Genomic DNA, 21,280 nt, shown 5'->3' on the forward strand with positions numbered 1-21,280 from the left:
TAGAAATCCATTTAACAAATTACTCAGTCAGTGATGGATAGCGCCAATCATCTTCCTCATCCGCTTCTTGTTGATCTTCCACGTTCACAGATAGACCCGAGCTTTTCCAACGTTGCATCATTTCACTAGACATATAATGATAGCTCAAATCCAGATGCTTCAGCCCTTTTATACTTTCACTAGCCAGCAGCGCTTCTGCACCTTTATCAGACAACGTACCTTGTGAGAGATCCAGCACTTCCAGCTGTCCAATCACAGGGGCATTAGCTGCTGCAATTGCAATTTCATCCTGTATTTCACTATCTTTGAGTCCCAAGTATGTAAGTTTGGGAAAAGGATTGCTGTCCAAGAACGGCAAAATATCATTGAGGTTACCGTCAAAACCATAGTCCTCGACACCCAAATACAGTTCCAGCTTGCGCAGTTCAGGCAGTTCGGCATTACGTATTTGCTGAAGAACCCTCGCAGGCAGGCCACCACAGATAATAACCAATTCCTGAAGATGGCTATGACGAAGCGGCTCCAAGCTCAGGTCCTGGCTTCCTTTGATATGAAAGGACTCCAATGCTGGAAACGCTTCTAACAACGGGGACAGATTCGTCTGGTTAATCCATGAAACCTCACACTCATCATATTCCATATCACCAATAAACAGTTTGCGTATCTTAGGGAATTGATCTTTGAGCTTCACTAACACTGGGATAAAATCCTCTGGTGAACTTTCATAGGCGCCGCCCCAATCTCCAATGATGAGATCAGTAATTTGCGCGCTCTCCGGCTTGGCTGCCAGTTCCTCAATAGATTTAGCCATCGTTTGGCCATTCTCATAAGCTTCATAATCCACTACCAATTTCACTTCCATCTTACAATTCCTCCGATCGCTTGTCTGAGATCTCGTAAACTATCTATTTCCAATTTAGTCTATCCTATTCTACCAATGTTCGTCAAAAATAGTCCCGCTTCGACATCAATCCTATGTAAAATGTGCTCAATGAAATAAAAACAAGACAGCCCGCTAAGCAGGCTGTCTTGCATATTCACAATAAACTTCTACTATTATATAGTACGTGAGTTTAGAGCCAAATTATTGGCTAATTGTAATCGGTGAGTTATCGGACAGCAATGCCAGATTATTCACGATCACATTCTCCTCATTGCTCAAACCACTGGTAACGAGTGTTTGGGAACCTGCCGTCTGAACAGTCTTCACTTCCTTACGTTTCGCATGGTCTCCGTTTACAACATATACATATTCTTTACCTTGATCCTTTTGAACTGCCGCAGTAGGAACCACAATGCCTTCTTGTGCATTGGCAGCGACAAAGCTGATATCAGCCAACATACCGGATTTCAGTTTCGTGTCTGGATTCGCTACTGAGATTTTTACAGGATATCCTTTTCCACTTGCATCCAACGGGCTTACATTTTTAACTGTACCTGTTGTTACAATGTTGGAAGCTGCAACACGAACCTGTACCTTGTCACCTGCTTTTACATTGTTGATCTGTTCCGCTGGAACATAGATCAAAGTATTGACTGTACTCAGATTAGCGATGACCAGTGCAGGAGACTGAGCGGATACCATTTCGCCCACTTCTGCATTTTTCGTACCCACAATACCATTGATCGGTGATGTAACAACGGTGTCATCCAATGCATCCTGAGCAATGTTCACATTCAGCTGAGCCTGCTTAAAAGATTGTTGGCTGGACTCGATAACCGCAGTATTTTGAGATACTTTGAGCTGATTTTGCGCATTACTGTAACCGCTATTGGCATTACTATAGCTATTTTTTGCTGAATCATAGCTGTTGCGAGCTGTAGTTAGGGCCTTCTGCGCAGCTACCAACTGATCTTGCGCATTAGCCTGAGCATTTTGTGCATTATTGTAAGCCGCTTCCGCATTCACAACTGCTGTTTTGGCTTGTTCTAATTGTGCTTGGGTACTCGCACCTGCATCAAATAGACTTTGTGTACGTGTTACATTTTTCTGTGCATCTGCCAAAGCTTGCTGCGTTTGTTTCACCGTATTGGCTGCTGAGGAGACACCATGTGTTGCTTGTTCTACGGCTGTAGTGGCTTGATTAATAGCCCCCTGTGCCTGATTGATTGCGCTTTGGGATTGAATCACGCCGCTCTTGGACTGCACTAAGCCCGAGTTTGCTTGAACCATCGTAGATTCGTGGGATGCTTGAGCGGTGCTTACTCCGGCTGCTGCCGCAGCTGCTGCGGCGCGGGCTTTCGCAACATTATTCCGCATGTCCTTATCATCAAGCTTGAACAGTACTTGACCCTTTTTAACCTCGGTGCCAATATCCACAGGCAGTTCAACCACTTTGCCGCCCACTTTAGGCACGATGTTCACCGTCTCCGAAGGTGTTACGGTTCCTGTATAAATATTTCCCTGTCCGATAATTCCCTGCTGTGCTTGGCTGATTTTAACCGGAACGACCATATCCTGAGCCGCCCCGCTATTACTGGAGCAGCCTGCCAGCACTGCGCCGCCGAGCACTAAAGCCGCTAATGTACTTTCTACTCTCAATATTTTCATGATAATTCCCTTTCTTTCTGTCCGTGGAAATAATGTAAGCCATCCAGTCGTATTTTATAGTTCTTTGGTTATGCTTCCGGCTGTGTCTTTGCTTTCTTCCTCTGAATAAACAAAAAGATTAGTGGAATCGTGCAAAACAGCGGTATGGATGAAATGAGGAACGTATCCCCAATTCCTCTTGATGTAGCATCCAGTGTGATTAAACTACTTATGGATGACATCCATGAGCTGCCCAATGTCGCTTGTAGCGTATGAGCCGAGTCTGGTGTAATGGACTCCGAAATTTGCTGGGCATGAGCAGCCGAACGGCTTTGCATAATGGCGGTTAGCACCGCAATCGCCATAGATGCAGCCACAGTACGTACCAGATTGGACGCTGTAGACGCATTGGCTACCTTGCTCGGATGAACGGCATTCATGCCGACCGTGGACAATGGCATCATGCAAATACCAATTCCCAGACCCCGTAATGCCATTACGGTTTCCAACCAGGCATGCGAAGTATCTGGCGTAAGCTGGTGAAGATGATAGGTCATAAAGCTGGTTAGCGTCAGGCCCACAAGTCCCAAAGGCACAATGCCGAACTTATCGAACAGCTTCCCGGCAATAGGCATCATAGCCGCCATGGCAATGGCCTGTGGAATGAGGATAATACCGGTATCAATCGGTGACACACGCTGGATATTTTGCAAAAACAACGGTGTTAGGAACGTTCCTCCGTACATCCCCATCATGACCAGACTGGAAGCAATAACACTAATCGTATATTTTGAATTCTTGAATAATGAGATTTCAATTACCGCATTATCCTTCCCGCTTTCTACATAGATCAGAAAAACAAGTGCCCAGAAAGCAACAAACAGCAAGGATACAATTCCAAAAGAAGTCCAGCCATCACGCTGTCCGTTTGTCAGTGCGTACAAAAGTGTTCCGGCACAAGTTGCGGCCAGCAAAAAGCCCGGTAGATCAAACGGCTTCGGCTCTACTTTAGGCGGTTCTTTGATTAGAAGAATAACCATTAAAATTGCAAATAAAGCAACTGGCACACTGACAATAAACAAGAACCGCCAGTTAAACCACTCAATTAAATATCCGCTGAGCGTAGGCCCTACAGCCGGCGCTGCCATTGCGGCGATCCCCCATATACCAAGGGACATACCGATTTGTTCACGCGGCATAATTTTGTAAATAATCGTCATACTCAGCGGCATAATAACACCACCGCCCAGACCAGCCAGCACCCGTGCTGCGATCAGGGAAGAATCACTCCATGCAAAAATACATATTCCCGTTCCCAGCGAAAACACGCTGAGCGCAAGAATCAAAAACTTTTTGTATCCGAGGCGCTGCTCCATATATCCGGTAATCGGTACAATTACACCAGATGCAAGCGTGTAACCTGTAATAACCCACTGAATACGTGTCGTCGTAGATCCTAAATCCGTCGTCAATCTAGGAATGGCGACATTGATCAGACTGTTGTTCAGAATGGCGACAAAGGCGCCTAAAACGATAGCGAAAAAGGCAAGCCAGCGTTCTTTGGAAGAATCTGTCGAAGGAGCAGCAGCAATATCATTGGCAGCCACATGGACCCCTCCTTTTTAAGGTGTATGAATTTTTACTTCCACGTTCGTTCCAGGGATAAGCTTCATATCCTTCGGCTTGTTCACAGCAATCTCTACAGGCACACGCTGAGTCACCTTGTTAAAGTTACCACTTGTGTTCACTGCAGGAACGAGTGAGAACACGGCGTTGGAGGCTTCGCCCACTTTACGAACTTTACCCTGAATCACCTGGTCACCTGCTGCATCAAGCGTAATATCAACAAGCTGTCCTGGTTTAATACGGTTAATATCGGTTTCTTCAATGTTCGTGGATACGTACAAGCTGTTCATATCCACCATAGTTGCAACAGCACTACCCGGCGATCCGATTTCATGCTCTTTCGAATAAATCTTAATAACGGTTCCGTTGATCGGCGCGCGCAGTACGGACTTGCTGATCATACTCGCATCCAGCCCCGATACATCCTGCTCGGCAATCGGTTCGTTACGCTGAACAACATCTCCTTCTTCCACATCAATGTGGCTAATTTCTCCGGAGATTTGCGGCATTACCTTATATTGATCGGCTTGAATGCGCGCATCGTCACTTTTAACAAAGTGTGTTGCCTGATACCAATAATAGTAGCCAATAGCTCCACCGCTCAGAATGAGCAGTACAATGAGGATTGGCAATACAGTTTTCTTACTCACTTCTTCCACCCCTGTTGTCCAAAAAATTTTATTATTCAACGCTAATATTTTAAAATTGAAATATTAGGCCATTAAACCAAATAGAGAACGTAAATAAACACATGGCAACATTCCATGCAAAAGACAGGACTAACTTTATGTACATAGGACAATCTGATCCATGATCCACAAACCGTCTTTTTATATTTAAATATTTTCATATAACTATTGTACATTGAAATATTATAGATATATTTATCTATTCAGGCAACATAAATTTTCAGTTTTTTCATAATTTTTTTTCATAAAAAAGAGCCTTGTTTCCAAGGCTCTTTCACGAAAAGGGATAGTTTACAATTAAAGGGTTACACAGTAACGTTATGAGAAAGGCGTAGGTACAGCTGACCGTTGTTTGCAGTTTTTCGCCCCCTGCCCTTCCTTCGTGTTCCTATTCATTCTATTCCCTTGAGAAGCTTGCTTTTCCATGCAACCCCCGCAACGGCAGCGTTCTGTTGTCCCATGTACATACTCTTTGGAATCCCGTAATAGCAGCACGTAATCCAGAGATTGCTGTAAAGAAGAAGGTCCCGGAATGAAACGGACCTTCTTGCCTTCTAGCAGACAATATACCTCAATAAGCTGAGGAAGAGCTCCAAATGCATAATAACAAAATACATTTGTCATATGTTGGAACGTACTAATAACGTTAGGGTTATAGTCAACGATGTACTTTTGAATGAGCAGGGAATCTGCTTCTGCTGATAGTTGCCAAGCAGCCTGAACAATAAGCGAAATATTGACCTCTAACTCAGGCACAGACGTACAAAATTGTTCATACAGCATTACAGGTACCAGCAAGTCATTATTTAAGCCACAAATTTTTGACAACTCACCTGACACTTTATTTTTGACATCCCAATAATGGAACAAAGATTCAAAGCTGTCTGACTGCTTGGGCCACCATTTCTCCAGCACATACTGGACAGGGACTTCCCGCCGCACCTCTACTTCCATTCCAAAGTATTCGTTCAGCGCATGCCCTATTGCATATTGAACCCGTTGCCGCCAATTCCAACCCTCACGCCCTCTTTTCCTCTGTGATTGACGAATTGGCTGTGGAGTTCTCCACATCTCCTCAAGCTGATAGTCGTGCAGAAGAGGAAAGGCGCTTAAGCCATCGCTATTGCGCATACCTATCCCTCACTCTCTTCTCAGGACACCCCAATACCCGCCTGTGCAAATTGTCTTCCGTAAGCTCGGCAATTCTCCTTATCATCATCCAATGGATTAAATTCAATCTTCAGACTCTCCTGAATGACCGATGCGCCGCGTTCTTTGACTTTTTCCTCTACCAAGTCCACTGCGCCACAGAATTGCGTATAAGATGTATCTCCACTGCCAAATACTGCGGTCTTTTTACCAGACAAATCAAGCTCGTCTAGTTCCTCGTAAAAATCCAAAAATTCATCAGGAAGCTCACCATCTCCCCATGTATATACACCCAGTAGGAACCCGTCATATGCGAGCAGTTCTTGCGCGCTGCAATCATACGAAGCCTTCAACTCCGCCTCGTGCCCTGCCTGACGGACGCCCTCGGCGATCAATTCCGCGATTTCCTCTGTATTACCTGTCAAACTGGCATAAGCAATCATGATTTTACCCAAGTTCATCCCTCACCTTTATTTGAAATATGGGATGCTTTCACTCCCTGTTACTCAAATAATATTTGATAATGATTCTCATTGTCAAATGTTAATTTCAAAAACTAGCTTTAATCTTATGGAAATATACGCAAAACAGCCGCATTACATGCGGCTGTTGGCAGATAAACTCTATGGATAAACAAATTATTAGTTACAACATAGGTCATTACCTTATAATGCGTTCCGCCAACATGAATCCACGCTTCGGCAGAAGCTTCGAACGAAGGCTTCGTCTACCACAAAACGCTGGCTACAGGCAGTTTAGGCAGTTTGTGTTTAATTAAGTGGAACTTCAGCTGTGTTGATAAAAAATATTATGTACGTACAATCCATTCCGTCTTTCATTATTATGATAAAAAACGGATGGTTGTACGTACAAGTGGGATTGATTTCATTTTAATATGGAAGCGCTATAATTACAAGTGCATCCTAGAAAAAATATTTTGGACCATTTGACTACTTACTTATTTATGTAATCATTCGATTGTTGCTGAGGTTTGTTGTACAATAGACTCCATATGGGGATTTCTGTGCAGCTTGCTGCCTGAATCCTGAATTGACTGCTGAAGGATGGATTGTACATGTATGTAGCACAAGAATGGAAAGACTATGAAGTAATGGATACAGGCGGTGGTGAAAAACTGGAACGTTGGGGTGATATTGTCCTGCGTCGTCCCGATCCGCAAATCATATGGCCTTTGGCCCAGGAAACAGCCGAATGGCGTAATGTTCATGGACATTACCACCGTAGTTCCTCCGGTGGTGGCAACTGGGATATGAAAAAACCTATCCCCGAGCGCTGGACAATTAGCTATGGACCGCTTAAATTCCACATTAAACCGACCAGCTTCAAGCATACCGGTCTTTTTCCAGAGCAAGCAGCGAACTGGAGCTGGATGATGGATAAAATCAAAGGCGCAGGCAGACCAATTTCCGTACTGAACCTGTTTGCATACACGGGAGGAGCCACGACTGCTGCTGCGTATGCTGGAGCTAGTGTAGTTCACGTGGATGCCGCCAAAGGCATGGTGCAGTGGGCAAAGGAAAACGTTCAATTGTCCGGTCTGGCTGACCGTCCGGTACGCTTCATTACGGACGACGTATTCAAGTTCGTGCAACGAGAACAACGTCGGGGCAACCGTTATGATGCCATTATTATGGACCCTCCTTCTTACGGACGCGGACCAAACGGAGAAACTTGGAAGCTTGAAGAAAGCTTATACCCGTTTCTCGAATCCTGCATGAGCATTATTTCAGATCAACCGCTGTTCATGCTGATTAACTCTTATACTACAGGTATTTCGCCTACTGTATTGCGCAACATGCTGAGCATGACCATGCAACAAAAGTACGGCGGCCAAATTAGCGCTGGTGAAATTGGATTGCCGATCACACGCTCGGGATTGAATTTGCCTTGTGGTATTCTCGGACGCTGGGAGGCTTAAATTCCTCTTATGACTCAAAATGAACTTACCCGGCATGAGCATGCACAGCCGAATATTCCTGTCCTCTATGAGGACAATCATGTTTTGGCGGTTGTAAAGCCTGTCAATGTTCCAACGCAAGAGGATGCCAGTGGTGATCCTGATCTGTTGTCTTTACTCAAGGAAGATCTAAAAATTAGACACAATAAGCCTGGTAACGTTTTTTTGGGTTTAGTTCACAGACTGGATCGGCCTGTAGGTGGAGCCATGATTTTTGCTAAGACGTCCAAAGCTGCTTCTCGCCTGTCTGAGTCGGTTCGAAGTCGTCATTTTCACAAACTGTATACAGCAGTTCTGAATGGCGTTCCTACGGCCCCACAGGGCCGTCTAACCCATTATCTGCTAAAGGATAGCCGTACCAACACGGTTCAAGCGGTTCGGCCTGGCACGGCTGGTGCGAAGGAAGCCATTTTGGAGTACCGCATGATCGGACAAGCAGATGGACTCAGTCTCGTGCAGATTAAGTTGCACACCGGACGCTCACACCAAATTCGTGTGCAAATGCAGGCGATCGGCTGTCCCCTCTACGGTGACCAAAAATATGGCGGTAATCTGAGCCGGCCCGGTCAACAGCTCGCGCTCTGGTCCTTACTCGCTGGAGCACCGCATCCGGTTAGCAAGGACGATATGAGATTTCACTCGTTACCTCCAGTCCAATTTCCATGGAATGAATGGCCCCGGTCGCTTTATGAGAACATGATTACGTCTGAAATTTGAACCGGAAAGCCCTGCCCTATCTGGATATCAACATCTTCAACCCCATTTGCACAAAGAACCTGCAACGCATGTAAACAAACATGCATTGCAGGTTCTTTTTTTGCAGAAAATTAAATTAATGCGTCATCTCATCCTTTTATGACGAGGAAGCCACGGACTGTCCCTTCTTGCTGTTTACCAGCTGTTGACGGGGATGGGCGTTTTGTGCATTCGTATTTTTGATGAAAAACGCTAAAATCAGAGCGGCCACACTCAACACTGTTGCAATGATAAAAGCCGAGTTAATCCCATAAATTGTAGCTTGGTTGCCTGCAGCCAGCATCCCCGCTTTATCCGTCACGGTCAGTCCCTCAGATGTAACAATCGATGTCAAACGGTTGCTGCTCTGTGTTGACATCACTGTCACCAGAATTGCCGTCCCAATCGAGCCAGAAATCATACGCAGCGTGTTACTCATCGCCGTACCATGTGCATTCAATCGTTGCGGAAGCTGATTCAACCCGGCTGTTTGGATCGGCATCATCAGCAACGACATCCCGAACATCCGCACCGTATAATTGATTAACAGTGTCATATAGGTGGTTGTTTCGGTCAACCGTGTAAACTCCCAAGTCGTTATAGCCATGATCAGCAAGCCAATTACAGACAACCAGCGTGCTCCGATTCGGTCAAAAATAGCCCCCGTTACAGGAGACATGAGCCCCATCAGAATCGCTCCCGGTAACATTAGCATACCGGACTGGAGCGGTGTAAAACCCCGAATATTTTGCAAATAAATCGGAAGCAATATCATACCGGCGTACAAAGCCATCGTCACAATCACGTTAATGATTGTCGTCAAGCTGTACACATCGTATTTAAAGATACGGAACTCCAGCATAGGCTCATCTGCCTTCAGTTGGCGAACAATAAACAAAATAAGCGCAATAGTCCCAACGATAAGCGTAGACAGGACCGGAATACTTCCCCAACCCGATGTTCCTGCATCACTAAAGCCGTATAATATTCCACCGAAACCGAGCGTAGACAAAATGATGCCGGGAATGTCCAGCTTTGGCTTGGACTGCTCCGTTACATTTTTCAGAAAAATAAATCCGATCACAATCGAAATCACTGAAATCGGCAGGATGATCCAGAACAAAACCCGCCAGTCATAATGCTGTACTATATAACCGGATAAGGTTGGCCCAATGGCTGGAGCAAAACCCATCGCAATCCCCAAGGTTCCCATCGCCCGGCCACGACGCTCTATTGGGTAGATGTTCAAGATAACCACCATCATTAAGGGCATCATGATACCTGCTCCCGCGGCCTGAATAAGCCGACCGATCAGCAATATGCTGAAGCTTGGAGCTACAGCACATAACAGCGTGCCTATTGAAAAAATAGTCATCGCGCTAATAAACAATTTACGAGTGGAGAAACGGGCAATCAAGAACGCGGTCACCGGGATCAATACCCCATTCACGAGCATAAAGCCCGTACTAAGCCACTGAGCTATATTGGCATCTATATTCAAATCACTCATCATTTTCGGTAAAGCCACACTGATCAACGTCTGATTTAATATCGCTACAATCGCGCCAATCAACAGAGCGGCCACAATGGGTGCTCTGCGTACATTACCTGGTAGTGTCATTTGAGGACTGCTCAAGTTGATCCATTCCCTTCGGTGTTAATTTCATGATCATTTGTTTATGGATATCCAGAACCATCTCTAGCTGCTCCTTCGGGATGTCCAGAATGGGCAAGACGCGCTCCATCCACATGGCGTCTACTTTTTGCATGATATCTTTTCCTTCCGGCGTAAGCGTCAGCACTAAGGATCTACGGTCATGCTCATGCCGTCCGCGAGCAATATATCCCGCCTTGGTCAAGCGGTCAACTACCCCACTCATAGAGCTGCTTCCCACATGCGCTATGTCTGCCAGCTCGGATAATCCGATGTTGGGGCGTTTATTCAGAATTGCCAAAGCCATATGCTGAATGGCCGTCAGATCCAAATGCTGCTCCTCATTCCAGAAGGAATAAAATATCGTTTTGTTAACCTCCCTTACCGATTGAATAATCCGGTACACCTCAAGTCTGTCTTCCTCTCTATCACTCACTGGAACCATCCTTCTTTCTAATATCCAATTGACAATCCATATACATATACATATACTAGAAACTATTTGCATACGAAATGTTATTTATTCATAACTATTATTTTATCATCTCTTATGTAAATGTCAACATTCACCCAAATATCACCTATACTTCAACACAAAAAAGCGCGGTATGAATACCACGATAGGTATTTACATCCGCGCACTCCTACTTACCTTAAAATGATAATCTGCTGCGTACAGCTACTTTTCATGTAGCCGCCATTCTAGTTATTCTGCTCGCTCTATTGGTTCCTTTACTCCCTCAGCCTCACTTGTCATTACTGAAGTTTTCGCCTTCGTTGTAATTTTCCCCAACAAATAAACCAGCAAATTTTGATTGTGCTGAGAAATTCGGTTTAGTGCAGAACCCAGAAAATCATCCCGGATTCGCAATCCACGCTCTACTTCTTCTCTCCCTTGATCCGAGATAACAATCCATACAATTCTACGGTCCTTTACGTCTCTGAAACGGGTGACCAGTCGATTCCGCTCCATCCGATCCAGCAGCATCGTAACCGCGGCTGGTGTGGTGGCGAGATATGGGATTAGTTGAGACGGTTTCATACGGCCGTATTCGTTCAAAACCTCCAGCACCGTAAGTTGAGCTTCCGTTAGTGATGGAGCCAGCTGCTGCTCCATATGAACCTTATAATCCTTAGCCATTCTGGACCAGATTTTCGCAAATTCGGTCGTTTGCATTTTGCCTCACTCCTTTAAATAACAGGGTCAGTAAAAGCATCAAAGTTACCGTATGGGCCACCGTCCGGATTGTATTTCATCACATTAAATTTTCGCCATTCAGCCCCGGTTTCCTGCCGTTTTTGGAGCACGAAATGAAAAGGGGAAGGAAGTCTCACCTCGGTTTTGAAGGCTGGTCAGGGTTCGACAGCATGACGGCAAAAAGGTCCTCATTCGTGCCGGAATGGCACGAGAGGACCTCTCTTTTTCGAGCTAAAAAGCGCTTGACTTTCCTATTATTCTATGGACTGAGAAGCTTGCGGCTCACTACGCAGCAGCACATTCACAATTTCGTCCTTCTTCTCCACTGGAGCTAGCAGCTTGCCTGTATCCTTTCGGTCGGTCAAAGGAGCCTTTTCCGAAAGGAAGGACATCGTTTGTCCTTCTGCTGTGATTGCAAATAATTGAACAGCTTCACGGCAATAGAAGGCAGCCACGATTCGAGTTCCATTCGAACGTACTCGTTTGCCTTCCTTGAACTCAAAGGTGGTGATACCTTTGCCGCCTCTTCCCTGTGTAGGATAATCCAGCAGAAGCGTACGCTTACCATAACCGGACTCGGTCAGCACCAACACTTCTCCTTCATCCTCTTCTACCCACAACGCCGCGATAATTTCATCGCCTTCGGCTAGCTGTATACCTTTGACACCAGCCGAGACGCGCCCCATCGCATTAACCTCTTGCTCCTTGAAGCGTATACTCATACCCGCGCGGGTAATCAGCATAATATCCCGGGTACCCTCGCTTAACGTTACCGATAACACCTCATCGTCCCCTGCTACTTTGCAGGCGGCTACGGCACTGGAACGTTTTGTAGCATATTCTTTCAATTCTGTACGCTTTACTTGGCCCTTCTTTGTTACAAATACCAGGCTTTTGCCAATTTCCTCGATGTTTTTGAGCGGGATGACACTTACGATACGATCTTCCTTCGATAACGGAATGACGTTGACAATTGGAGTGCCCGGCTCTTTCCACTTATACTCTGGCACCTGATGTACAGGTAATAAAAAGTATTGTCCGCGCTGGGTGAAGACGAGCAATATGTCCAGCGTATTCACATCAAGCAATTGGGTAACGTAATCCCCTTCTTTAACACCAGAACTTGAACGTTCCCCGCCTGAACGAGTGAATGACAACATACTTGTACGTTTCACATAGCCATCTTTTGAGAGTGTCAGCAGCACATCCTCTGCTCCCACCATGACTTCCAGGTTCACCTTAATCTCTTCTACCTCGCCCTGGATATCTGAACGACGGTCAATGCCGTACTTTTCACGAATTTCCAACAGTTCCTTGCGAATCAGGCTGATCAGCTTGCGATCACTTTCCAGAATAGAACGATATTGTGCGATTTTTTTCTGGATGTCACCCAGTTCTTTTTCAAGCGTGGTGATTTCCAGATTGGTGAGACGATACAACTGCAAAGTCAAAATAGAATCTGCCTGACGTTCGCTAAAACCAAACATCCATTGCAAATTATTTTGCGCGTCCTGGCGATTTTTGGAAGCTTTAATGGCTGCGATGACCTCATCCAGAATGTTCAGCGCCTTGACCAAACCTTCCAGCACATGGGCACGATCCTCTGCCTTTTCCAGTTCATACTGGATACGGTGAGTGACAACTTCGCGTTGATGGGCGATATACGCTTCCAAAATGGACTTTAGCCCAAGCTGATGTGGCGCTTTGTTCACAATAGCTACCATGTTGAAGTTATATGCCACCTGTAGGTCGGTTTTTTTCAGCAAATAAGCTAAAATCCCTTCCGCATCGGCTTCCTTCTTCAGCTCCACAACAATGCGCAAACCATTTCGTCCGCTTTCGTCACGAACCTCGGCAATCCCTTCCACCTTTTTCTCCAGACGGATATTCTCCATGGCGGTTACGAGCCTTGATTTGACGATCTGGTATGGGATTTCGGTAATGACTAGCTGCTGCTTACCTCCGCGCAAGGACTGAATTTCCGTTTTGGAACGAATATAAATACGTCCTTTTCCCGTGCGGTAAGCGTCCTTGATGCCTTCGCCACCCATAATGAGTCCGCCAGTCGGGAAATCAGGACCTTTGATAAAGGTCATAATCTCTTCCAGCTCAATCTCTGGCTTTTCCATCACCGCAATGCTGGCATCAATAACTTCGCGTAAACTATGTGTAGGGATCTCTGTCGCAAATCCCGCCGAGATCCCACTGGAACCGTTCACCAACAAATTTGGATAACGAGACGGCAACACAACGGGCTCTTTGGCCGAGTTATCAAAATTGTCCTTGAACAAAACCGTACGCTTTTCAATATCGCGCAGCATTTCCATTGCGATCGGAGACAAGCGAGCCTCCGTATAACGCATAGCTGCCGCCGGATCATCATCCTGGGAGCCCCAGTTACCGTGACCGTCCACCAGCACGTGACTCATTTTCCAAGGCTGCGCCATCCGTACCATGCCATCGTATATCGACGAGTCACCGTGGGGGTGGTAATTACCCATAACGTCCCCAACGGTTTTGGCCGATTTACGATATGCTTTATCCGGCGTATTGCCCGAATCGTACATTGCATAAAGAATACGACGTTGTACGGGTTTTAATCCGTCCCGTACGTCGGGTATCGCCCGATCCTGAATAATATATTTGGAATATCGGCCAAAGCGGTCACCGACCACTTCCTCCAGAAAAGCTGGCAAAAACTGCTCCGATAAGCTCATGTATACACCTCTTTTGATAGCACTACTCTACGTATTCCGTAAAATCTACGTTTTCCACGATCCAGCGCTTGCGCGGATCCACCTTATCACCCATCAAAGTGGACACCCTGCGTTCAGCCTTGGCTGCATCCTCTATCTGAACGCGTAGCAAGGTGCGTGAATCGGGATTCATCGTTGTTTCCCATAACTGATCAGGGTTCATTTCCCCAAGTCCTTTATAGCGCTGAAGCTCAAAATTTCGTCCAAATTCTTTTAAATAATTATCAAGTTGCTCGTCAGTCCAAGCATAACGCACCGTTTCGAGCTTACCCGACTTTCGAGTTATTTTATACAATGGCGGTTGAGCAATAAATATGCGTCCTGCATCAATAAGCTCTTTCATGTACCGATAAAAGAACGTCAACAACAGCACTTGAATGTGCGCACCATCTGTATCTGCATCGGTCATAATGATGATTTTGGAATAATTGCTGTCTTCCAGCGAAAACTCTGTTCCTACTCCCGCACCGATAGCTGCTGTAATAGCACGGTACTCATCATTCTTCATAATATCCGCCAGTTTGGATTTTTCCGGATTCATCGGCTTGCCCTTTAGCGGCAATATGGCCTGAATTTTGGAATCCCGTCCCTGCTTGGCTGATCCTCCAGCCGAATCGCCTTCCACAATAAACAACTCATTACGTGTAAAATCCTTGGACTGCGCAGGCGATAGTTTACCATTCAAATTGGAACTTTCACTGCGCTTTTTACCGGAACGCATTTCATCCCGAGCTTTACGTGCAGCTTCACGTGCTCTGGATGCTTGAACTGCCTTCTTGATCAAAGTTTGTGCTATCTGCGGATTTTCTTCTAAAAAACGCTGCATCTGCTCAGATACGATGGCATCCACTGTACTCCGTGCCGAAGCGCTACCAAGCTGATCCTTTGTCTGGCCGACAAATTCAACTTCAGCCATCTTGACACTGATTACAGCCATCATGCCCTCACGTAGATCGTTGCCCTCCAAGTTTTTATCCTTTTCTTTCAACATCACCGTTTTCCGGGCATAGTCGTTCATGACACGAGTGTAAGCGGTTTTGAATCCCGTTTCATGCGTACCTCCGCCACGTGTCGGAATGGAGTTAACGAACGAAGCGATCGTCTCTGTATAACCCGCATTGTACTGGATGGCAATCTCTACTTCAATGTCTTCTTTCTCGGCATTAAAGTGAATAACGTCATGCAGCACATCCTTGCCCTCATTCAGAAAAGCAACAAACTGACTTGCGCCACCCTCATAAAAATACTCATCTGACTTTCCGCTGCGTTCGTCTTTAAGTTGAATACGAAGGCCCGAATTTAGAAAAGCAATTTCCTGAAGGCGCTCAGCCAACGTATCGTAGTTAAAATGAATGCCTGCCTGAAAAACACGAATATCCGGTTTAAATGTAATTTTCGAGCCCGTCTTGTTAGTATTGCCCAGCACTTCAAGGCCTGTGGTCGGTTCCCCGACATGCTCCACGCCCTTCTTGTCCTGCCAATATTCAAACCGCTGACGGTGAATCTTGCCGTCCCGGTAAATTTCTACTTCAAGCCATTCCGAAAGAGCGTTCGTTACAGACGCACCTACACCGTGCAGACCCCCGGATTTTTTATATCCCGAACCGCCAAACTTACCTCCGGCGTGCAAAATGGTGAATACAACCTGAGGCGTAGGAATTCCCGTTTTGTGCATTCCCGTAGGAATACCGCGCCCGTTGTCTGATACTGTAACGGAACCGTCCTTATGCATTGTAATATCAATGCGAGAGCAAAACTTGGCGAGATGTTCATCCACCGCGTTGTCTACAATTTCCCATACCAAATGATGCAGCCCCGAAGAACTGGTGCTCCCGATGTACATGCCCGGCCGTTTGCGAACTGCCACAAGCCCTTCGAGCACTTGAATGTCGTCCGCGCCATATTCCGAAGCTCCGCTTTGTGTGCCGGACACTCCCGCAGACAAGTCGATTTTGTCGACCATTCATGCTCCCCCTTTGTCTAATCGTAACCGTGTTTTGCCTTATTCTTGATGATTTTCACCAAAAATGCAAACAGATGTTTTCTTTTACCTTGTCCATTTTAATTCAATATATCCCGTTTCGTAAAGACGGCGAATGAAACAATCAATGCCGCAGCCCCCCAAATGCCCAGTACAGCTAAAGAAAAGGGTAAGGTCATTCCCTCAATGGGGGCGGGGCTTCCAGATAAATAATCGGTTAATTCGAGGTTAACCATAAATAAATATTTAGCACTCTGCCAAGATGAAGCCATGTTTGTCAAAATAGTGCCCGAAATAAGTGCAGCCATCATGACCACGATACTTGCCGCCGTACTTCGTACCAGGACAGATACCATGAAGGCTAACGAAGCTACCACAAGACTGACGAACCAGATCAATCCGGCTTGCAGCATCAGATAATGCCATTGTGGAATCGCGTGTACAGCAGACAAATCCACCGTCGATCCAACAATTTGAAATCCGGTAAATACCGGAACATTAAAACCGCGAAAACCAAAAAACAAGCCTGATATCAGATAGCTAATTACAAATACAGCTAAAATGATGAGCGAGACGAACATATACAATGTCAGCAGCTTGCTCAGCAGTATTTTCCACCGCCTGACTGGGCGAGTCAGCAACATTTTTATCGTGCCTGTCGTCCGTTCTCCAGAAACCAAGTCGGAGGCAATGGCCATAATCAACAGCGGAACGAACAGATTAATGGAATTATCCATAAACTCTCTGGTAAAGGTGACACCACTCGGCTCATTAGGATTCACATCATTTTCCAAATAATATTGCATCTGCTGCACAAAGACCCGACGGTAGGTCTTCCATTCCTCGGGAACCCGGTCACTTCCCAGCGAGTTTTGATTATCGGTAATCGCCTGACGCAGTTCGAGTCGCCAATCATTGCCGAATTTTTCGCGATTGTTTTCTGCCACTTTCATCTGAGCGTACGTAAAAATCGGCACAAGCACAAGTAAAACAAGTAAAATGACATAAAATCGTTTCTTCTTGATAATTTTGAGCGTTTCATTTTGTACGAGCGGTAAAATGTTATTCAAGTATCTCACCTTCCGTCATTTTCAGGAATAGCTGCTCCAGTGTAGGATTGATTTTGGTTACACCTTTAACGGAAATACCGGAAGCCGTCATTTGTGTCACCAGCTCCGCAATATGCTCTTCATCCATTTCTGTAAAAATTGCATCGGCTCCGCTGCCTGCCACAATGCTGTCATCAATTAATTCATCGGCGTTCGTAATTATTTGCACATGCGGAGAATTTTGCAATATGGCAAGACCCTGATCACGAGGCTCCAGTTGCCATACGGCCATGTGCGAGTGCGTATCAACCAATTCCCGTACACCACCTACAGCTAGCACCTTTCCCCGACTTATAATTGCCACCCGATCACATAGCAGCTGGATTTCGCTGAGCAAATGGCTGGAAACAAATACAGCCATGCCTTCTGCCGCTAGCAAACGGATAAAAGCTCTCATTTCCTTGATCCCCTTGGGGTCTAACCCGTTCGTCGGTTCATCCAAAATGAGCAATTTCGGTCTACCAAGCAAGGCTTGGGCTATACCAAGACGCTGGCGCATTCCGAGAGAATACGTACTTACTTTATCATGGATACGGCGATCGAGCCGAACAAGCTCAACGACTTCGCGGATACGCGGCTCGTCTACACCAGGCTGCATACGGGCAAAATGCTCTAAATTCTCCCACCCTGTCAGGTAGCTGTACACCTCTGGATTTTCCACAATAGAACCAATATGCCGCAAAGCCTGCTCAGGGTCACGATTTACATTATGTCCACAGACAGTAATCGTCCCTTCCGTAGGCTTAATTAAATCGACCAGCATACGAATAGTCGTCGTTTTTCCAGCCCCATTAGGACCGAGAAATCCGAAAATTTCACCCGCACGAACGTCGAATGTTACATCATGAATGATCATTTTGCGTTTGATACGTTTCTTAACGTGCTGAACAGAGAGAACTGTTTCGTTATTGCTTCTGTCTCTGCCTGCGCTGCCAACCTGATTGGCGGAATGGAAACTGGACACTGCATCCCTTGATGTCGGATTTTGGGTTATTCCAGCCCCGGTCTTGTCAGCAGATTGGATGCTCATTACTTGTTCCCTCCCTTTTTCACTTCAGCGGGTTGGCTACTTGTAGACTGTTGTTCATTATCCACTTTATCGGCATCCTTCGTGGTTGCAACTGCAAACCCTTGCGCGATACGTTCAGCGATTGCCTGATAGCCCTGTCCGTTTGGATGAAAATGATCGGAAGATAAATAGACGGGCAAATTTTGCTGGAACAAATCGAAAGTTGGAACCAGCGTCATATTGCTGTTTTGGTTGGTAATTGCCATGGCAGCCAGATTCCATTCTGTGACCACAAGATTACCGGGAATTTTCATTTCCTGCAGATCACTGAATGGATTATATAATCCGACATAGATAATTTTAGCATTCGGATTGATTTTCCCTACCTTTGTCAGCACTTTTTGCAGACGTTTGGCGGCATCAGGCACAGCTTTACGCAAACCACTGAGTGTAGGTGGCTCTTTGCCAGTTTGGGCAGCCTGAGCCCCCTGAAATAAATCATTTCCGCCAATCGAGACAATAATGACGTTAGCCTTTTTCAACACATAAGAAACACCAGGCTCATCCAGCTTGGTCAATAGTCCTTGAGTCGTCAGTCCATTAATCCCCAGATTATTTATGAGCTGAGCCTTATGGCCTTCCTGATTATTTAACAAGCTCACCGACCGACGCACAAAACCACTTCCGGAGTCATCCCCTGTGCCTTTGGCTAGCGAATCTCCAATGGCAGCTACCCGAAACTCTCCCGTCTGATTTGTAGCGGATGGCGCAGTTTGTGTCTGCGATGAACCGGAATGCACAGGTTGAGTGCTAACCATTGGCTCTGGAGCCGTGATACTTTGTACTGCTGTAATAAATCCGTACAATAATAGCAATGTGGCGGCAATGGAAACGGAACCGACAGACCGCCAAATCCATTTTGATGAATTCACTCGTGTTCCCTCCTGATAGCTTAGTGAAATAAACATAAGGCTTCTCATATCATTTTGCAAATAAACCGTTCGGAATAAAAGCGCAATAAACGCTTAGAGTCACACATAATTTCCCATGAACATGCAAAAAAAGGATGGCAAATGGCCACCCTTAATATTATACTTTCTTGTGCGAATAGTTTATCCTCACGACTCTAATCAGACGAACCAAACTATTTACTATCAGGGATGAAACTTTTGATCCATTGTCCAAAACTGCCCGGATTTCGACTTTGAATCAGTACCGTCCCTTCACCGCGAAAGCGGCATACAAGCGCTTCTCCACTCGTTACGCTGGACAACCAGCCTTTAGATGCTTTTTCAATTTTATAATCCATATAATCCGGCCATGCCACCAGATGAGCATTATCAATAATACGCTCCTCTCCTGGCGCGATGTAAATGGGATGAATGGCTCCATAAGAGGACAGGAATACCGTACCTCGACCACTGATTTCTACGATAAAAAAACCTTCACCAGAGAATAAACCTTTCATCAGGTTTTGCATTTTGGTGCTAACCTCAATACCTTCCGTGCAAGCCAGAAAACCGTCCTTTTGGACCAACAGTCTATACGTGCCATCCAGTTCCACCGCTTGTACATCACCTATACTGGCAGGGGCTAATAACACCTCAGCCGATCCCCGGGCTGCCCTCAGTTCTTGAAAAAAGAATTTTTCTCCGCTCAGCATTCTGCCTAAACCACGTAACAGTCCACCGTCTACCGTCCCCTTTATATCTACACTGGAAGACATGGAAACCATCGCTCCCATTTCCGCTTTAATCATTTCTCCGGGGTTCAACTGCACCTTGAGCATAGCAAAGGCACCTTCATGCACGATTTCGTAGCTCATTTGTTCACCTGGCTTTCCATAAGTAGTCTGCAATCCATTCAACTTGCTGATATCATACTATAAATACGTCCCTTATGTCTTTTCTGGTATAAAGCAATGGTTATGCCCCTGGAGGAATAAGAGACACCAAAAGACCCGCTGAACGTGTCAGCGGGTCTCCAGATTAACGTCACGTCACTATCTTTTCGTAGCAGCGACATGACGTTGTGAACGTATTTACGATCATCTTAGTTACGTGTGAACTCTTGTACCCAATATCCATTGTAGTAAGCCACACCAATTTGTGTATATTCTGCCTTCAAAATATTCTCACGGTGTCCCTGGCTGTTCATCCAGGCTTTCATCACTTCTTGTGGTGTTTGTTGTCCCATGGCAATATTCTCACCCGCATACGTATAAGTTACACCGAATTTTTTCATCATATCAAATGGTGAACCATAGGTCGGAGATGTATGGGAAAAGTAATTGTTCGTACTCATATCCTTCGCCTTGACTAAGGCTACTTCTGTAAGCTTCGCATTCGATGCGAGGGGCTTCAGACCTTTTTGGCTGCGCTCGTTATTTACAAGCTTTACAACCTCAGCTGCAAATTGGGACTTGCTCAGTTGTGCATCCGATCCTGCTGACTGACCCGCGCCTGAGTTTGTGTTTTGTTTTTGGGTCTGTTGCTTGTTACTAGACTGCGATGCCTTTTGGCTACCCTGTTTGGTTGTTGCTTGTTTACCGGATGAAGGATTTGCTGTTTTGTTTTTAGCCTTGTCCTTTTCAGAAACATCCTTAATTACGGTCTTTGTTATCGTAGTCGTCCCGTTGGACATATTGACGGTATATCCGTTATTTTGAAACCATTGTTGCAGTTGGGCAGTCAAATCGTCAGCTGGTGAAGCTGATGCCGGAACGATGAATCCTGCGGATAAAATGGCGCTTAGACTTCCCATCACCAGTGTTTTTTTCAACATATTCTTCATTTCGTCATCTCCTTGTTGTATAAATGCCTTGGTGTGAACGCGTCTGGTTACAACTTTGTAATCTTTACTCTAG

Annotated in this window: 18 protein-coding genes and 1 pseudogene; 2 read left to right on the top strand and 17 right to left on the bottom strand. The window is 45.7% G+C overall.

The genetic code is table 11. The features are described from left to right. Positions 1 to 19: 19 nt before the first annotated feature. The 7 genes and pseudogenes from MKY24_RS14805 to MKY24_RS14835 all read right to left on the bottom strand — a co-directional run. Positions 20 to 862 (bottom strand): STM4015 family protein, encoded by an 843-nt coding sequence (locus MKY24_RS14805; RefSeq protein ID WP_023989062.1) that lies wholly within the window; start codon positions 860 to 862, stop codon positions 20 to 22. 222 nt (positions 863 to 1,084) lie between these two features. Beyond that, complete coding sequence (locus MKY24_RS14810) at positions 1,085 to 2,551, bottom strand: efflux RND transporter periplasmic adaptor subunit (protein ID WP_023989063.1); 1,467 nt, start codon at positions 2,549 to 2,551, stop codon at positions 1,085 to 1,087. Between the two features lie 68 nt (positions 2,552 to 2,619). Beyond that, complete coding sequence (locus MKY24_RS14815) at positions 2,620 to 4,137, bottom strand: DHA2 family efflux MFS transporter permease subunit (RefSeq protein WP_023989064.1); 1,518 nt, start codon at positions 4,135 to 4,137, stop codon at positions 2,620 to 2,622. Between the two features lie 15 nt (positions 4,138 to 4,152). Further along, positions 4,153 to 4,806, bottom strand: a complete 654-nt coding sequence (locus MKY24_RS14820; protein WP_023989065.1) for an HlyD family efflux transporter periplasmic adaptor subunit — start codon at positions 4,804 to 4,806, stop codon at positions 4,153 to 4,155. A 357-nt stretch (positions 4,807 to 5,163) separates the two neighbouring features. Continuing rightward, the gene (locus MKY24_RS14825) at positions 5,164 to 5,976 is read right to left on the bottom strand and encodes a hypothetical protein (RefSeq protein WP_053325630.1); all 813 of its coding nucleotides are present in this window, start codon (positions 5,974 to 5,976) and stop codon (positions 5,164 to 5,166) included. A 20-nt stretch (positions 5,977 to 5,996) separates the two neighbouring features. Then, positions 5,997 to 6,455 (bottom strand): flavodoxin, encoded by a 459-nt coding sequence (locus MKY24_RS14830; protein ID WP_034095047.1) that lies wholly within the window; start codon positions 6,453 to 6,455, stop codon positions 5,997 to 5,999. Positions 6,456 to 6,562: 107 nt separating this feature from the next. Beyond that, a pseudogene (locus MKY24_RS14835) lies at positions 6,563 to 6,706 on the bottom strand (hypothetical protein); the annotation flags it as partial. 363 nt (positions 6,707 to 7,069) lie between these two features. Between MKY24_RS14835 and MKY24_RS14840 the strand changes: the two are divergent. After that, positions 7,070 to 7,933, top strand: coding sequence for a class I SAM-dependent methyltransferase (locus MKY24_RS14840; RefSeq protein ID WP_028540694.1), 864 nt, complete (start codon positions 7,070 to 7,072; stop codon positions 7,931 to 7,933). A gap of 9 nt (positions 7,934 to 7,942) precedes the next feature. Further along, a complete protein-coding gene (locus MKY24_RS14845) occupies positions 7,943 to 8,689 on the top strand; it encodes an RluA family pseudouridine synthase (protein ID WP_023989069.1) in 747 nt (248 codons plus the stop codon). 136 nt (positions 8,690 to 8,825) lie between these two features. Here MKY24_RS14845 and MKY24_RS14850 read toward each other — a convergent pair whose 3' ends face one another. The 10 genes from MKY24_RS14850 to MKY24_RS14895 form a co-directional block, all read right to left on the bottom strand. After that, complete coding sequence (locus MKY24_RS14850) at positions 8,826 to 10,328, bottom strand: DHA2 family efflux MFS transporter permease subunit (protein ID WP_028540693.1); 1,503 nt, start codon at positions 10,326 to 10,328, stop codon at positions 8,826 to 8,828. After that, positions 10,312 to 10,797, bottom strand: a complete 486-nt coding sequence (locus MKY24_RS14855; protein ID WP_053325632.1) for a MarR family transcriptional regulator — start codon at positions 10,795 to 10,797, stop codon at positions 10,312 to 10,314. Before MKY24_RS14855 ends, MKY24_RS14850 begins: the two co-directional genes overlap by 17 nt. 270 nt (positions 10,798 to 11,067) lie before the next feature. Then, positions 11,068 to 11,538 (bottom strand): MarR family transcriptional regulator, encoded by a 471-nt coding sequence (locus MKY24_RS14860; RefSeq protein ID WP_013310615.1) that lies wholly within the window; start codon positions 11,536 to 11,538, stop codon positions 11,068 to 11,070. A gap of 275 nt (positions 11,539 to 11,813) precedes the next feature. Continuing rightward, entirely contained in the window at positions 11,814 to 14,276 is a 2,463-nt protein-coding gene (gene gyrA / locus MKY24_RS14865; protein WP_013310616.1) for a DNA gyrase subunit A, read from the bottom strand. A 22-nt stretch (positions 14,277 to 14,298) separates the two neighbouring features. Then, on the bottom strand, positions 14,299 to 16,278 hold the full coding sequence (gene parE, locus MKY24_RS14870) for a DNA topoisomerase IV subunit B (protein ID WP_028540692.1): 1,980 nt from the start codon (positions 16,276 to 16,278) through the stop codon (positions 14,299 to 14,301). 98 nt (positions 16,279 to 16,376) lie between these two features. Then, positions 16,377 to 17,366 (bottom strand): ABC transporter permease, encoded by a 990-nt coding sequence (locus tag MKY24_RS14875; protein WP_023989072.1) that lies wholly within the window; start codon positions 17,364 to 17,366, stop codon positions 16,377 to 16,379. Continuing rightward, the gene (locus MKY24_RS14880) at positions 17,359 to 18,435 is read right to left on the bottom strand and encodes an ABC transporter ATP-binding protein (protein WP_053325634.1); all 1,077 of its coding nucleotides are present in this window, start codon (positions 18,433 to 18,435) and stop codon (positions 17,359 to 17,361) included. The genes MKY24_RS14875 and MKY24_RS14880 overlap by 8 nt, the downstream gene beginning before the upstream one ends. Further along, positions 18,435 to 19,382, bottom strand: a complete 948-nt coding sequence (locus MKY24_RS14885) for a GDSL-type esterase/lipase family protein (RefSeq protein WP_053325635.1) — start codon at positions 19,380 to 19,382, stop codon at positions 18,435 to 18,437. The genes MKY24_RS14880 and MKY24_RS14885 overlap by 1 nt, the downstream gene beginning before the upstream one ends. 176 nt (positions 19,383 to 19,558) lie before the next feature. Beyond that, positions 19,559 to 20,239, bottom strand: coding sequence for a TIGR00266 family protein (locus MKY24_RS14890; RefSeq protein WP_023989075.1), 681 nt, complete (start codon positions 20,237 to 20,239; stop codon positions 19,559 to 19,561). A gap of 227 nt (positions 20,240 to 20,466) precedes the next feature. Continuing rightward, the gene (locus tag MKY24_RS14895; RefSeq protein ID WP_339200263.1) at positions 20,467 to 21,207 is read right to left on the bottom strand and encodes a CAP domain-containing protein; all 741 of its coding nucleotides are present in this window, start codon (positions 21,205 to 21,207) and stop codon (positions 20,467 to 20,469) included. Positions 21,208 to 21,280: the final 73 nt, after the last annotated feature.

It is taken from the genome of Paenibacillus sp. FSL P2-0322 (assembly GCF_037975315.1).
Taxonomy (GTDB): domain Bacteria; phylum Bacillota; class Bacilli; order Paenibacillales; family Paenibacillaceae; genus Paenibacillus; species Paenibacillus polymyxa_B.

Coding starts and splice junctions, on each gene's coding strand:
- MKY24_RS14830 (WP_034095047.1), bottom strand. CDS start 6,455: ATGAACTTGGGTAAAATCATGATTGCTTATGCCAGTTTGACAGGTAAT.
- gyrA (WP_013310616.1), bottom strand. CDS start 14,276: ATGAGCTTATCGGAGCAGTTTTTGCCAGCTTTTCTGGAGGAAGTGGTC.
- MKY24_RS14805 (WP_023989062.1), bottom strand. CDS start 862: ATGGAAGTGAAATTGGTAGTGGATTATGAAGCTTATGAGAATGGCCAA.
- MKY24_RS14860 (WP_013310615.1), bottom strand. CDS start 11,538: ATGCAAACGACCGAATTTGCGAAAATCTGGTCCAGAATGGCTAAGGAT.
- MKY24_RS14895 (WP_339200263.1), bottom strand. CDS start 21,207: ATGAAGAATATGTTGAAAAAAACACTGGTGATGGGAAGTCTAAGCGCC.
- MKY24_RS14850 (WP_028540693.1), bottom strand. CDS start 10,328: ATGACACTACCAGGTAATGTACGCAGAGCACCCATTGTGGCCGCTCTG.
- MKY24_RS14885 (WP_053325635.1), bottom strand. CDS start 19,382: ATGTTTATTTCACTAAGCTATCAGGAGGGAACACGAGTGAATTCATCA.
- MKY24_RS14825 (WP_053325630.1), bottom strand. CDS start 5,976: ATGCGCAATAGCGATGGCTTAAGCGCCTTTCCTCTTCTGCACGACTAT.
- parE (WP_028540692.1), bottom strand. CDS start 16,278: ATGGTCGACAAAATCGACTTGTCTGCGGGAGTGTCCGGCACACAAAGC.
- MKY24_RS14845 (WP_023989069.1), top strand. CDS start 7,943: ATGACTCAAAATGAACTTACCCGGCATGAGCATGCACAGCCGAATATT.
- MKY24_RS14840 (WP_028540694.1), top strand. CDS start 7,070: ATGTATGTAGCACAAGAATGGAAAGACTATGAAGTAATGGATACAGGC.
- MKY24_RS14880 (WP_053325634.1), bottom strand. CDS start 18,435: ATGAGCATCCAATCTGCTGACAAGACCGGGGCTGGAATAACCCAAAAT.
- MKY24_RS14810 (WP_023989063.1), bottom strand. CDS start 2,551: ATGAAAATATTGAGAGTAGAAAGTACATTAGCGGCTTTAGTGCTCGGC.
- MKY24_RS14890 (WP_023989075.1), bottom strand. CDS start 20,239: ATGAGCTACGAAATCGTGCATGAAGGTGCCTTTGCTATGCTCAAGGTG.